The following is a 13,230-nucleotide window of genomic DNA, read 5'->3' as shown; positions in this document are numbered from 1 at the left end:
CCGCCCGTGGGCAAAATCTGATGTCTGAATGCGCCCGGTGGTAACAGAAGGTTGCCTGACGACGCTGTTTAGCCCCGTGGAACGCTCACCAATTCGCCAAACGGCGGCTATTTCAAGGCCGCAGTGGAGTCGGGAGAAAAGTTATGGGATGATTGAGCCGTTTTTCAGGGGGCGGGGATGGGAAAACTTACGCTGCTGTTACTTGTACTACTCGGCTGGCTGCAATATTCGCTCTGGCTGGGCAAGAACGGCCTACATGACTATACGCGCGTTAACGACGATGTTGCGGTGCAGCAGAGCAGTAACGCCAAATTAAAAGCGCGCAACGATCGGCTGTTTGCGGAAATCGATGACCTGAATGGCGGTTCCGAAGCTATCGAAGAACGCGCGCGCAATGAGCTGGGCATGATCAAGCCCGGTGAGACCTTCTATCGCCTTGTGCCGGATCGCAGTAAAAACGCGCAGGCCAATCAACAACGATAAAACATGACTATCGCAGGTACTGAGGTGATTGCCGTTGTGCCCGCTGCCGGTGTCGGCAGCCGGATGCAGGCGGCCTGTCCTAAGCAATATCTTCGCATTAACGGCAAGAGCGTGCTTGAGCACGCCATTGACGGCCTGCTGGCGCATCCGCAGGTCAATCAGATTATCGTGGCTATCACGCCAGAAGATCCCTGGTTCTTTACGCTGCCGGTCGCTAAGGATCCTCGCGTGCGCTGGGTCGCCGGCGGCAAAGAACGAGCCGACTCGGTGCTGGCCGGTCTGCAAGCCGCGCCAGAGGCCCGTTGGGTGCTGGTGCACGACGCGGCGCGTCCCTGTCTGCATCCCGACGATTTACACCGCCTGCTGGCGATTACCGCGACCAGCCGCATCGGCGGCATTTTGGCCGCGCCCGTGCGTGACACCATGAAGCGCGCGGAACCCGGCTCGCCGGCAATTGCCCATACGGTGGAGCGGGAGGCGCTCTGGCACGCGCTGACGCCGCAGCTGTTTCCGCTGGAGCTGTTGCGTCACTGTCTGCAGCGGGCGCTGCAGGAAGGCGCGTCCATCACGGACGAGGCCTCCGCGCTGGAATATTGCGGCTATCATCCCGAACTGATCGTCGGCCGCAGCGACAATATCAAGGTGACGCGACCGGAAGATCTGGCGCTGGCCGCTTTTTACCTGACTCAATTACATAATAAGGAGAGCGCATAATGCGTATCGGCCACGGTTTTGATGTACACGCGTTTGGCGGCGAAGGCCCGCTGATTATTGGCGGCGTGCGAATTCCTTATGAGAAAGGGCTGCTGGCCCATTCCGACGGCGACGTGGCGCTTCATGCGCTGACCGATGCGCTGCTGGGCGCGGCGGCGCTGGGCGATATCGGCAAGCTTTTCCCCGATACCGACGCGGCTTATAAAGGGGCAGACAGCCGCGAGCTGCTGCGTGAAGCCTGGCGCCAGATTGAGAAAAAAGGCTATCGCGTTGGTAACGTCGACGTGACTATTATCGCCCAGGCACCGAAAATGCTGCCGCACGTGCCGCAGATGCGCATTCATATCGCGGAAGATCTGGGCATCCATATGGACTGCGTCAATGTGAAAGCGACCACCACTGAAAAGCTGGGCTTTACCGGCCGTGGCGAAGGCATCGCCTGTGAAGCCGTTGCGCTGCTGATCAAGGCTGACGCTTAATGACCGCCTGGCTTTATGGGCAGCCCGCCGCCAGCGGCGTGGTCAAAGCGAACCCGGAAGATTTCGTGGTGATCGAAGATCTGGGCTACCGGCCGGACGGCGACGGTGAACAGGTGCTGGTGCGCATTCGTAAAAACGGCTGCAATACCCGCTTTGTGGCCGAGGCGCTGGCAAAGTTCGCTAAAATTCATCCGCGCGACGTCAGCTTTGCCGGCATGAAAGATCGTCACGCCGTGACCGAGCAGTGGTTCTGCCTGCGCGTGCCCGGCAAAGAGACGCCGGATTTTACCGCTTTTCAGCTGGAAGGCTGTGAAGTGCTGGAGAGCGCGCGGCATCGTCGTAAGCTGCGTACCGGCGCGCTACAGGGCAATGCCTTTACGCTTATCCTGCGTCAGATTTCCGACCGGGCGTCCGTTGAGCAGCGTCTGCAGCAGATAGCGCAGGGCGGTTTCCCGAACTATTTTGGCGAGCAGCGCTTTGGCCATGCCAACAACAACCTGATTATGGCGCAGCGCTGGGCGGCGGATGAGATCCGCGTGCGCGAGCGCAACAAGCGCAGCTTTTTACTTTCCGCCGCGCGCAGCGCGCTGTTTAATCAGGTCGTCAGCGATCGCCTGAGTAAAATGGGATCGCTGACCCGCGTGATGCCGGGCGATGCGTTGCAGCTTACCGGACGCGGCAGCTGGTTTGTGGCCGCCGAAGAAGAGCTGCCTGGGCTGCAGGCGCGCACGGAGAATAACGAGCTGCGCGTGACGGCACCGCTGCCGGGCAGCGGCGATCCGGGCACCCAGGGCGAGGCGCTGGCGTTTGAGCAGCAAAGCCTGGCGCACGAAACGGCGCTGATTGCGCTGCTGGCGCGCGAGCGCGTAGAGGCGGCTCGCCGCGCCGCGCTGGTGGTGCCGCGTGATTTGCGCTGGAGCTGGTGGGATGATGTCACCGTCGAGCTTTCCTTCTGGCTGCCGGCGGGCAGTTTTGCCACCAGCCTGGTGCGCGAACTGCTTAACCAGCCGGACGGCGAGGCGGACGTAGCGGAATAGGCGCAAAAGGCGCGCCCCGGCGGCGGTCGGGGATGATATGATACCCAACAGATTGAAAAGAAGGGGTTAAATTCCAGATGCGAATATTGCTGAGTAATGATGACGGTATCCACGCGCCGGGTATTCAGACGCTGGCGGCCGCGCTGCGCGAGTTTGCAGAGGTGCAGGTGGTGGCGCCGGATCGCAACCGCAGCGGCGCATCTAACTCGCTGACGCTGGAAACGCCGCTCCGTACCTTCAGCTATCCCAACGGCGATATTGCGGTACAGATGGGTACGCCAACCGACTGTGTCTATTTGGGCGTGAACGCGCTGATGCGCCCCAAACCGGATATCGTCGTTTCCGGCATTAATGCGGGAGCGAACCTGGGCGACGACGTCATCTATTCCGGCACCGTGGCGGCGGCGATGGAAGGGCGCCATCTGGGCCTGCCCGCGCTGGCCGTCTCGCTGGACGGGCATCAGCATTACGACACCGCCGCCGCCGTAACCTGTTCTCTGCTGCGGGCGCTGCAGCGCGAGCCGTTGCGCACCGGCCGGATCCTGAACATCAACGTGCCGGATTTACCGCTCAGCGAAATTAAAGGTATCCGCATGACCCGCTGCGGCAGCCGTCATCCCAGCGATCAGGCTATCCCGCTACAGGATCCGCGCGGCCATACGCTGTACTGGATTGGCCCGCCGGGTGAAAAGTTCGACGCCGGTCCCGATACGGACTTTGCCGCCGTCGAAGAAGGTTACGTGTCGGTAACCGCGCTGCATGTCGATCTCACCGCGCATGGCGCGCAGGAGGTCGTTGCTTCATGGTTAGCCAGTTCGGGAGTTGAAAACGAATGGTAAACCGCCGCATTGAAACGCTGCTGGACCAGCTGCGCCACCAGGGCATTACGGATGAAGCCTTGCTGAAGGCGATTGAAGCGGTGCCGCGCGAGCGTTTCGTTGATGAAGCTTTCGAGCATAAAGCCTGGGACAATACGGCGCTGCCGATTGGCTCCGGGCAAACCATTTCCCAACCCTATATCGTGGCGAAAATGACCTCGCTGCTGGCGTTGAAACCCGAGTCGCGCGTGCTGGAGATCGGCACCGGTTCGGGCTATCAAACCGCTATCCTCGCGCATCTTGTCGGGCATGTTTGCTCCGTCGAACGTATCAAAGGCCTGCAATGGCAGGCGAAACGGCGGCTGAAGCAGCTCGATCTGCACAATGTTTCCACCCGTCACGGCGATGGCTGGCAGGGCTGGCCGGCGCGCGGCCCTTTCGATGCGATAATCGTTACCGCTGCGCCGCCGGAGATCCCGGTCGAGCTGATGAACCAGCTTGATGAAGGCGGCATCATGGTGCTGCCGGTCGGCGACGAACAGCAGCAGCTCAAGCGCATCACCCGTAAAAACGGCGAATTTCTGGTGGAAACCATTGAGCCGGTGCGATTTGTGCCGCTGGTGCAGGGCGATCTGGCCTGAGCGCCCGGCCAATTGTACGCATCTGTTAATGGCTTCTATCTGTTAATGGCACGCGACGGCCGATATTGTTACTATTCAATCTATTCAGAATTTAATGCTGCTGGCGCAGGTTTAGCCGAGCGCGGCCGCACAGTTTTGCCGTAGCGGGGGATATAAATGAGCACGGGAAGCCCGGTAGTAAAATTACGCCGTATTGCGGCGGTTTCACTCGTTGGTTTTTGGTTAGCTGGCTGTTCCAGCGATAACGCACAGGCGCCAATCAGCTCGGTAGGCGGCAACGGCAGCGCCAACAGCGGCGGGGGATTAATCACCCAGCCACCGCCGATAGCCTCCGGCTCCGGCCGCGCCGCGCCCGCAGCGAGCGGCGGCAGAAGTGAAAATGTTGTTACGCAAAATGGGCGTATCATCTATAACCGCTCGTATGGGAATATTCCGAAAGGTAGCTACAGCGGCGAAACTTACACCGTTAAACGCGGCGATACGCTGTTCTATATTGCCTGGATTACCGGCAACGATTTCCGTGATTTAGCCGAACGAAATAACGTCTCTGCGCCTTACAGCCTCAATGTGGGCCAGCAGTTGCAGGTTAGTAACGGCTCCGGCGGCACCCTGACCGGCGGCAATGCCATCACCGCAGCGGATGCAACGGCGGGCGGCGTGCCCACTCAGCCGACCACTGCGCAAATGAAGAGCACAACGGTTGCACGTCAGCCGGTTATTACGTATTCTGAGGATTCAGGTAAACCAAGTGAGGGTAAAATGTTACCTTCAGCCGGTACAAATACTGTCGCAACGACGACAGCGCCGGTAAGTGCTCCGACCGTCAGCAGCACAACGAATAGCTCTACTCCGGTAGGCAGCTGGCGTTGGCCGACCGACGGGAAGATTATCGATAACTTTTCTGCTTCCGAAGGCGGCAACAAAGGTATCGATATCGCGGGATCGCGAGGACAGCCCGTTGTATCAACCGCCTCAGGGCGCGTTGTGTATGCCGGGAATGCGCTGCGCGGTTATGGCAACTTGATTATCATCAAACATAATGATGACTACCTGAGTGCATATGCCCATAACGACACGATGCTGGTCCGCGAGCAGCAGGAAGTAAAAGCGGGTCAGAAGATTGCGACAATGGGCAGTACCGGCACCAGTTCGGTTAGATTGCATTTTGAAATTCGTTACAAGGGGAAATCCGTAAACCCGTTGCGCTATTTGCCGCAGCGATAAACCGGCAGAACCCTGGTTGTTCTGCCCTGGGATCACGGGTAGGAGCCGCTAATGAGCCAGAATACGCTGAAAGTTAATGAGTTACATGAAGACGCGGAATTCGACGAAAACGGAGCTGAGATTTTTGATGAGAAGGCTCTTGTCGGAAATGAACCTGCTGATAACGATATAGCTGAAGAAGAGCTGTTGTCACAAGGCGCTACACAACGTGTTTTGGATGCGACGCAGCTCTACCTGGGGGAGATCGGTTATTCACCGCTCCTTACGGCAGAGGAAGAAGTTTTCTTCGCTCGTCGTGCTCTGCGTGGTGACATTCCGTCTCGTCGCCGCATGATTGAAAGTAACTTACGTCTGGTAGTGAAGATCGCCCGTCGTTACAGCAATCGTGGTCTGGCTTTGCTGGATCTGATAGAAGAAGGTAACCTGGGCCTGATCCGCGCGGTAGAGAAATTTGACCCTGAACGTGGGTTCCGTTTCTCTACTTACGCTACCTGGTGGATCCGTCAGACGATTGAACGGGCGATCATGAATCAAACCCGTACCATCCGTCTGCCAATCCACATTGTTAAAGAGCTGAACGTCTATCTGCGTACCGCCCGCGAACTGGCCCACAAGCTGGATCACGAGCCAAGCGCGGAAGAAATTGCCGAACAGCTGGACAAACCCGTTGATGACGTCAGCCGTATGCTGCGCCTCAACGAACGCATCACGTCAGTTGACACGCCGTTAGGCGGAGATTCTGAGAAAGCGCTGCTGGATATCCTGGCCGACGAGAAAGACAACGGTCCGGAAGATACCACCCAGGACGATGACATGAAGCAGAGCATCGTCAAGTGGCTGTTCGAACTGAACGCCAAACAGCGTGAAGTGCTGGCGCGTCGTTTCGGCCTGTTAGGCTACGAAGCGGCAACGTTAGAAGATGTGGGTCGCGAAATCGGTCTGACCCGTGAACGTGTTCGCCAGATTCAGGTTGAAGGTCTTCGTCGTCTGCGGGAAATTCTGCAGGCTCAGGGACTGAACATTGAAGCCTTGTTTCGCGAATAATGCGGGCGCTTAAAGAGTGAAAGCGAAAAGCGGTGGTGCAAACCACCGCTTTTTTATTGCCTGTAAATCAGACAACTTCCTTAACTTTCTCTTTTGCGTCGGATTTCACATCCTGCATCGCATAGGTATCCATTACCGCGCCTTTATAAGCGCTCATCAACATCTGCATCGGCGTAACTTTGCCGGTCAACAGCCCTTGCGCCATGCCTTTTAGCGCGTCAAACGCGGTTTTCACGCCGCCCACGATGCCGCCTTTGATCACATCCCACGGATTGGTACTTTCTGCGCGACCCATCCCGGTCAGCACGTTGCTGAGTCCAGGAATAAAGGCCAGCGCCTTGCCCAGCTTCAGGCAAATGCCCTGAAAACCGCTTTTATTGGTGCCGTTCAGGTTGACCATTTCGTCGTTGGTGGTGGTTAAACGGCCGTCTTTGGGAAAGGCTTTATCCAGTCCCTGTTCCGCCACGTCTTTGACGATCGCCGCTTCCGTCCCGTGACGGGCATCGCCGCTTTTGGTAAGGCCTTCGATTTTGCCGTTAGTGGAGATTTTACCGCGATCGCCGCCTTCCCGGTTATCCAGCGCCTTAACGTTATTTAAAAAGTAAGACATGTTTTTGGCGGCCAGCGCCCGGCTTTTCTCGTCCGGGTTATTGGCCGTCCAGTCGCCGAACTGCTTTTTCAGCTCGCTCTGCTTGATATCTTTCTGATTGCCCAGGTTTTTCAACACCGGGTTCTCGTTGATGATTTGATCGGCGGTGCGGTTGTCGCCATCCATGTTTTTAAACAGCGTGCTGCTGGAAGGCGGAACGCTGGTGTCCTTTTCGCTGGCTGGCATCGTCTGCCCGCCGGCGTTCGCATCGGCAGTCCCGGTTGCGCCTGTGGCCGTCGCACCCAGCGAAGAGAGCAGCTCCTTAAGCTGAGACAGCGCGCTGCTGAGTTGCGTATCGGTTGTGCTGCTGTTGCCGGACGACTGCTGGCTCTCCTGGCTTTGTTTAAGCAGTTTGGTAATGCTGTCGAGCAGCATTTGCAGCTGCGACATCACGTTCTGCGTGTTTTTGGCGGAAGGGGAGCCGTTTTGCGCGCCGGTGCCTGAAGATTGCTGCTGCGCCAGCTGCTCCTTGAGCTTGCTCAGCTCCTCCTTGCCCTGCTTTAACAGCGAATCGATCAGCGTTTTATAATCGGCACTGAGCGAGGCCGTAGAGCTTTTCTGCGTAGTGGTGCCCTGCGCGCCGCCGTATTGCAACAGACTGGACTTTTCCGGTGCTGCGGCGAGGCTGCCGTTCTGCGCTTTACCCGGGCGCGCGGAGAACTGTCCCGCGTTAATCGCCTCGCTGTTTATCCCAACGGGATTCACTCTTAAATTCATGACACTCTCCACTGGATTAGATGAAATGACGCGGACAAAACGGCGCGATGCAGACCGCTAACGCTTTATCACTGTCATTACGTGGGAGAGAGGAGGGGGATAGTTCCATTGCAAAGAAAAGGCCCGCGTGAGGCGGGCCTGCGCTTAAACCATCAGCCTGCAACTAAACCAGCGATTTCAGACGATAGATCCATTCCAGCGCCTGACGCGGCGACAGCGTGTCGGGATCTAACGCTTCCAGCGCCTCAACGGCCGGGGACGTCTCTTCAACCAGCAGCGGCAGCTGTGGGCCTTCCGCGCTGCCTGCGGCCGCGCTGGCCGAGCTGGCTTCCAGCTCTTTCAGCTTCTGCCGCGCCCGCTTGATCACTTCTTTCGGCACGCCTGCCAGCGCGGCAACGGCCAGTCCGTAACTTTTGCTGGCCGCGCCGTCCTGCACGCTGTGCATAAAGGCGATGGTGTCGCCGTGCTCCACGGCATCCAGATGCACGTTGGCGACGCCTTCCATCTTCTCTTCCAGCGTGGTCAGCTCGAAATAGTGCGTGGCGAACAGCGTCATCGCTTTGATGCGGTTCGCCAGGCTTTCCGCGCAGGCCCAGGCAAGAGAAAGACCGTCGTAGGTCGAGGTGCCGCGGCCGATCTCGTCCATCAACACCAGGCTGTATTCCGTCGCGTTATGCAGAATATTGGCGGTTTCGGTCATTTCGACCATAAAGGTTGAGCGACCGGAAGCGAGATCGTCCGCCGCGCCAACGCGGGTGAAGATGCGGTCGATGGGGCCAATTACCGCTTCTTCCGCCGGAACGTAGCTGCCGATAAAGGCCATCAGCGCTATCAGCGCGGCCTGGCGCATATAGGTGCTTTTACCGCCCATGTTCGGCCCGGTGATCACCAACATGCGGCGCTGCGGTGACAGCGTCAGCGGGTTGGCGATAAACGGCTCTTTCAGCACCTGCTCGACCACCGGATGACGGCCGCCGGTCAGTCTGATGCCTGGCTTATCGGTAAAGGTCGGACAGTTGAAGTTCAGGGTCCAGGCGCGCTCGGCAAGGTTGCTCAATACGTCCAGCTCCGCCAGCGCGGCGGCGCTGATCTGCAGCGCTTCCAGATGCGGCAGCAGCAGATCGAACAGCCCGTCGTAAAGGGCCTTTTCCAGCGCCAGCGCCTTGCCTTTCGAGGTCAGAACCTTGTCTTCATACTCTTTCAGCTCGGGGATAATATAGCGCTCGGCGTTTTTCAGCGTCTGACGGCGCACGTAGTTGATCGGCACCAGATGGCTTTGCCCACGGCTGACCTGAATATAGTAGCCGTGTACGGCGTTAAAACCGACCTTGAGCGTATCCAGCCCCAGCTTTTCACGCTCGCGGATTTCCAGCTTGTCCAGATAGTCGGTGGCGCCGTCCGCCAGCGCGCGCCACTCGTCCAGCTCTTCGTTATAGCCTGGCGCAATCACGCCGCCGTCGCGCACCAGCACGGGCGGTGCATCGATAATGGCGTTTTCCAGCAGTTCGCGCAGCTCGTCGAACTGGCCCATCTGCTGGCGCAGCGTTTGCAGATGCGGCACGTCGCTGTCAACCAGCAGCGCGTCCAGCCCGGGCAGTTGCTGAAAAGCGTGACGCATCCTGGCCAGATCGCGCGGGCGCGCCGTGCGCAGCGCCAGCCTGGCGAGGATACGCTCCAGATCGCCGACCTGCCGCAGCAGCGGCGCCAGCTCGGCGGTAAAATCCTGTAGCGCGCCGATGCTTTGCTGCCGGTTGATAAGCGTTGCGGTGTCGCGGATCGGCATATGCAGCCAGCGTTTCAGCATGCGGCTGCCCATCGGCGTGACGGTTCTGTCCAGCACCGAAGCCAGCGTGTTATCGATGCCGCCCGCCAGGTTCTGGGTGATTTCCAGATTGCGGCGCGTGGCGGCGTCCATGATGATGCCATCCTGCTGACGCTCCATCGTCAGCGAGCGGATATGCGGCAGCGAGGTGCGCTGGGTATCTTTTACATATTGCAGCAGGCAGCCTGCCGCACGCAGCGCAAACTGCGCCTGCTCGACGCCGAAACCGTTCAGATCGCGGGTGCCGAACTGCATGTTCAGCTGCTGGCGCGCGGTATCCACCTCGAACTCCCACAGCGGACGACGACGTAAGCCACGACGATTTTCAATCAGCGACATGGCGGCAAAATCTTCGGGATAGAGCAGCTCCGCCGGATTGGTGCGCTGTAGCTCTGCCGCCATCGTTTCCAGATCGCTCGGCTCCGCCAGGCGGAAGCGGCCGGAACTGATATCCAGCGTGGCGTAGCCGAAGCCGCGCGAACCCTGCCAGATGGCCGCCAGCAAATTGTCCTGACGCTCCTGCAGCAGCGCTTCGTCGCTGATGGTGCCGGGCGTGACGATGCGTACCACTTTACGCTCGACCGGGCCTTTGCTCAGCGCCGGATCGCCGATCTGTTCGCAGATCGCCACCGACTCGCCCAGCTGCACCAGTTTCGCGAGGTAGTTTTCCACGGCATGATGCGGGACGCCAGCCATCGGGATCGGTTCGCCAGCGGAAGCGCCGCGTTTGGTCAGCGAGATTTCCAACAGCTGAGAGGCGCGTTTAGCATCGTCATAAAACAGCTCGTAAAAATCGCCCATGCGGTAGAACAGCAGGATCTCCGGATGCTCGGCTTTCAGACGCAGGTACTGCTGCATCATGGGCGTATGGGAAGAAAGATTGTCAGTGGTCATTATCAGGTCTTCTTTTCCAGTCCATTGAATATAAAGTCGGCGCGGGACGCTGAGTTTTACTTCAAAACGGTGATTGGGCAGGCGCGCCAGCGAGGTCAGCGCAGGTGACGGGCACGAGAGCGGCGCCTTTTTCTGAGGGCTATAGTAACGCAGCGCGATCGATGCTGTCACAGGTAAAAGCCAGAGACGGGCCGCAAAGCGTAAAAATAGAGGGAGCAAAATGCGATAGCGTTGGCGAAACCGTTTAGCGACAGAGGGTGAAGCGCAGCCCTGTCCGGCGACTACTGCGGTGCCGGAAAAGCGGAGCGAAGAAAGTTTTTATCAGCCGTGGCCGTTTTGCAGCGCCCAGACGGCCGCTTCCACCCGGGATTTCAGCTTCATTTTTTTCAGCAGATGTTTAACATGCACTTTTACCGTGCTTTCCGTAATCGACAGCTTGCGGGCAATGGCTTTATTGGTCATCCCCAGCGTGATTAGCTTCAGAATATCGCGTTCGCGGCGCGTCAGCTGTTCCACATCGCGCGCTTCTGTCGGGCGTGATTCACGCAGGCTGGCCACCAGCACGTTGGTCAGCTTTTCGCTTAACACCATCTGGCCGGCGGCGGCCTGATGCAGCGCTTTCAGCAACGCTTCCGGCTCCATATCCTTCAGCAGATAACCATCCGCGCCGTGTTTTAACGCGTTTACCACGTCATCTTCATGATCGGAAACGCTGAATACCACGATGCGCCCGGAAAGCTCGATGGTGCGCAGCTGCACCAGCGTATCCAGCCCGTTCATGCCTGGCATATTTAAATCCAAAAGGATCAGGTCGGGGTCATGCTGTTCCGCCAGTACGACGCCCTGCGCGCCGTCGCTGGCTTCTGCGATAACCTGCAAACTTTCTTCCATTTCAATCAACTGTTTAACGCCGTTCCGCAGCAGCGGATGATCGTCAATCAGCAGGATAGTGGCAGCTTCTTCTTTCACGCTTGGATTTTCCACAGTCAGAGGGCGGCGAATGATTCCCGGTTAGCCTCTTAATCTTACCGATTAAAAACGTTAACCCTATACCACTAAGGGAGTAACCATAAATTTCTTCTTTCCGCAGTCTAACTGAAAAAAGCCCCCGCTGTGCGGAGTAATTACATGAATTTTATAAATATGTTTCCGATATGTCTCTACTCATCCAGGCGCAGCGGCAGCACGGAGGCAAAAGATCACCTGCATCCACGTTGATTTGCGTCAACCCGGCGTCAGAAGCGGTTAAGCAGAATGCGCTCCATTCAAACCGGAGATGACTATGACGCAACTTGCCCCTCTTCAACCCGAAGAAAACGGTGCCGTTATCCAGGACTGGCAGCCGGAAAACGAGCGGTTCTGGCAGCAGCGTGGAAAACGCATCGCCAACCGTAACCTGTGGATTTCCGTTTTCTGTTTGCTGCTCGCTTTCTGTGTCTGGATGCTGTTCAGCGCCGTTGCAGTGAACCTGAACAAAGTTGGCTTCACCTTTACCACCGAGCAGCTTTTTCTGCTGACGGCGCTGCCTTCCATTTCCGGCGCGCTGCTGCGGATCCCTTACTCTTTTGTGATCCCCGTGTTCGGCGGACGGCGCTGGACGGCTTTCAGCACCGGTATCCTGCTGGTCCCTTGCCTGTGGCTTGGGTTTGCCGTGCAGGACACCAGCACCGCTTTCAGCATTTTTGTGCTGATCGCGCTGCTGTGCGGCTTTGCGGGCGCGAACTTTGCCTCCAGCATGGGCAATATCAGCTTCTTTTTTCCTAAAGCGCAGCAGGGCGGGGCGCTGGGCATCAACGGCGGTCTGGGCAACCTGGGCGTCAGCGTAATGCAGTTCGCCGCCCCGCTGGCCGTTTCCATCGCCGTTTTCGGCGCCTTCGGCGGCGGCGCGCAGCACACCAGCAGCGGCGAAACGATCTGGCTGCAAAACGCCGCGTGGATCTGGGTGCCGTTCCTGCTTGTCGCGACGCTGGCGGCCTGGTTCGGCATGAACGACCTGGCGGCGGCGAAATCTTCTCTGCGCGAGCAGCTGCCGGTACTGAAACGCGGCCACCTGTGGGTGATGGCGCTGCTTTACCTGGCGACTTTTGGCTCTTTTATCGGCTTTTCCGCCGGTTTCGCCATGCTCGCCAAAACGCAGTTTCCGGATATCAGCATTCTTCACTACGCCTTTTTCGGCCCGCTGCTGGGCGCGCTGGCGCGGTCGGCGGGCGGCATTATTTCCGACAGGCTGGGCGGCGTACGCGTGACGCTGGCTAACTTTGTGCTGATGGCGCTGTTTGCCGCGCTGCTGTTCCTGACGCTGCCGGGGGAAGGAACCAGCGGATCCTTTAGCGCCTTTTTCGCCGTGTTTATGGGACTGTTTTTAACCGCCGGCCTGGGCAGCGGCTCGACCTATCAGATGATCGCCGTGATTTTCCGCAAGCTCACCCTGGAGAAGGCGAGCGCGGAAGGGAAAGACATAGAGACTGCGCAGCGGGAAGCAGTGACCGAAACCTCCGCCGCGCTCGGTTTTATCTCCGCTATCGGCGCGCTGGGCGGCTTTTTCATTCCGCAGACGTTTGGCCTTTCGCTGTCCATGCTGGGTACGCCGACGGGCGCGATGAAAATCTTCCTCGCCTTCTATCTGCTTTGCGTTGGCGTCACCTGGCTGGTTTACGGCCGCAAAAATAAATTTTGATAACGTGCGGAGGCAATGTCCCTCCGCCGCC

Annotated in this window: 12 protein-coding genes; 9 read left to right on the top strand and 3 right to left on the bottom strand. The window is 58.4% G+C overall.

Annotation, left to right across the window (positions count from 1 at the left end):
• Positions 1-177 precede the first annotated feature (177 nt).
• From ftsB to rpoS, 8 genes are all read left to right on the top strand, one after another.
• Positions 178-483 carry a cell division protein FtsB gene (ftsB, locus tag QCD69_RS15240; protein WP_125287441.1) on the top strand — a complete coding sequence of 102 codons (306 nt, stop codon included), beginning with the start codon at positions 178-180 and terminating at the stop codon, positions 481-483.
• Between the two features lie 3 nt (positions 484-486).
• Positions 487-1,197 (top strand): 2-C-methyl-D-erythritol 4-phosphate cytidylyltransferase, encoded by a 711-nt coding sequence (gene ispD, locus QCD69_RS15235; protein WP_301252626.1) that lies wholly within the window; start codon positions 487-489, stop codon positions 1,195-1,197.
• Positions 1,197-1,676: a 2-C-methyl-D-erythritol 2,4-cyclodiphosphate synthase gene (gene ispF / locus QCD69_RS15230; RefSeq protein WP_125287443.1), complete on the top strand. Its 480-nt coding sequence runs from the start codon at positions 1,197-1,199 to the stop codon at positions 1,674-1,676. Before ispD ends, ispF begins: the two co-directional genes overlap by 1 nt.
• On the top strand, positions 1,676-2,713 hold the full coding sequence (gene truD / locus QCD69_RS15225; protein WP_301252625.1) for a tRNA pseudouridine(13) synthase TruD: 1,038 nt from the start codon (positions 1,676-1,678) through the stop codon (positions 2,711-2,713). Before ispF ends, truD begins: the two co-directional genes overlap by 1 nt.
• 77 nt (positions 2,714-2,790) lie before the next feature.
• Positions 2,791-3,552, top strand: coding sequence for a 5'/3'-nucleotidase SurE (gene surE / locus QCD69_RS15220; protein ID WP_125287445.1), 762 nt, complete (start codon positions 2,791-2,793; stop codon positions 3,550-3,552).
• Entirely contained in the window at positions 3,546-4,172 is a 627-nt protein-coding gene (locus QCD69_RS15215) for a protein-L-isoaspartate(D-aspartate) O-methyltransferase (protein WP_301252623.1), read from the top strand. The genes surE and QCD69_RS15215 overlap by 7 nt, the downstream gene beginning before the upstream one ends.
• A 156-nt stretch (positions 4,173-4,328) precedes the next feature.
• Positions 4,329-5,396, top strand: coding sequence for a murein hydrolase activator NlpD (gene nlpD / locus QCD69_RS15210; RefSeq protein WP_301252622.1), 1,068 nt, complete (start codon positions 4,329-4,331; stop codon positions 5,394-5,396).
• Between the two features lie 51 nt (positions 5,397-5,447).
• On the top strand, positions 5,448-6,440 hold the full coding sequence (rpoS, locus tag QCD69_RS15205; RefSeq protein WP_125287448.1) for an RNA polymerase sigma factor RpoS: 993 nt from the start codon (positions 5,448-5,450) through the stop codon (positions 6,438-6,440).
• Positions 6,441-6,507: 67 nt separating this feature from the next.
• On the opposite strand, the gene QCD69_RS15200 is transcribed toward rpoS, so the two are convergent.
• The 3 genes from QCD69_RS15200 to narL all read right to left on the bottom strand — a co-directional run bounded on the left by QCD69_RS15200 (position 6,508) and on the right by narL (position 11,491).
• Positions 6,508-7,806 (bottom strand): hypothetical protein, encoded by a 1,299-nt coding sequence (locus QCD69_RS15200; protein ID WP_253458896.1) that lies wholly within the window; start codon positions 7,804-7,806, stop codon positions 6,508-6,510.
• 163 nt (positions 7,807-7,969) lie between these two features.
• Positions 7,970-10,522 carry a DNA mismatch repair protein MutS gene (mutS, locus tag QCD69_RS15195; protein ID WP_301252620.1) on the bottom strand — a complete coding sequence of 851 codons (2,553 nt, stop codon included), beginning with the start codon at positions 10,520-10,522 and terminating at the stop codon, positions 7,970-7,972.
• A 321-nt stretch (positions 10,523-10,843) separates the two neighbouring features.
• Positions 10,844-11,491: a two-component system response regulator NarL gene (narL, locus tag QCD69_RS15190; protein ID WP_253458950.1), complete on the bottom strand. Its 648-nt coding sequence runs from the start codon at positions 11,489-11,491 to the stop codon at positions 10,844-10,846.
• A 313-nt stretch (positions 11,492-11,804) separates the two neighbouring features.
• Between narL and QCD69_RS15185 the strand changes: the two genes are divergently transcribed.
• On the top strand, positions 11,805-13,199 hold the full coding sequence (locus QCD69_RS15185) for a NarK family nitrate/nitrite MFS transporter (protein WP_301252619.1): 1,395 nt from the start codon (positions 11,805-11,807) through the stop codon (positions 13,197-13,199).
• The last annotated feature ends 31 nt before the right edge of the window (positions 13,200-13,230 follow it).

The organism is Erwinia sp. PsM31 (assembly GCF_030433775.1).
Lineage (GTDB): Bacteria > Pseudomonadota > Gammaproteobacteria > Enterobacterales > Enterobacteriaceae > Erwinia > Erwinia aeris.
The sequence above is the reverse complement of the archived record's forward strand: the minus strand, read 5'-3'. Positions and strand labels throughout refer to the sequence as shown.

Excerpts from the sequence above, each read along its gene's own strand:
- QCD69_RS15185 (WP_301252619.1), top strand. The coding sequence starts at position 11,805 with ATGACGCAACTTGCCCCTCTTCAACCCGAAGAAAACGGTGCCGTTATC.
- mutS (WP_301252620.1), bottom strand. The coding sequence starts at position 10,522 with ATGACCACTGACAATCTTTCTTCCCATACGCCCATGATGCAGCAGTAC.
- surE (WP_125287445.1), top strand. The coding sequence starts at position 2,791 with ATGCGAATATTGCTGAGTAATGATGACGGTATCCACGCGCCGGGTATT.
- ispF (WP_125287443.1), top strand. The coding sequence starts at position 1,197 with ATGCGTATCGGCCACGGTTTTGATGTACACGCGTTTGGCGGCGAAGGC.
- ftsB (WP_125287441.1), top strand. The coding sequence starts at position 178 with ATGGGAAAACTTACGCTGCTGTTACTTGTACTACTCGGCTGGCTGCAA.
- ispD (WP_301252626.1), top strand. The coding sequence starts at position 487 with ATGACTATCGCAGGTACTGAGGTGATTGCCGTTGTGCCCGCTGCCGGT.
- QCD69_RS15215 (WP_301252623.1), top strand. The coding sequence starts at position 3,546 with ATGGTAAACCGCCGCATTGAAACGCTGCTGGACCAGCTGCGCCACCAG.
- QCD69_RS15200 (WP_253458896.1), bottom strand. The coding sequence starts at position 7,806 with ATGAATTTAAGAGTGAATCCCGTTGGGATAAACAGCGAGGCGATTAAC.
- nlpD (WP_301252622.1), top strand. The coding sequence starts at position 4,329 with ATGAGCACGGGAAGCCCGGTAGTAAAATTACGCCGTATTGCGGCGGTT.
- truD (WP_301252625.1), top strand. The coding sequence starts at position 1,676 with ATGACCGCCTGGCTTTATGGGCAGCCCGCCGCCAGCGGCGTGGTCAAA.
- rpoS (WP_125287448.1), top strand. The coding sequence starts at position 5,448 with ATGAGCCAGAATACGCTGAAAGTTAATGAGTTACATGAAGACGCGGAA.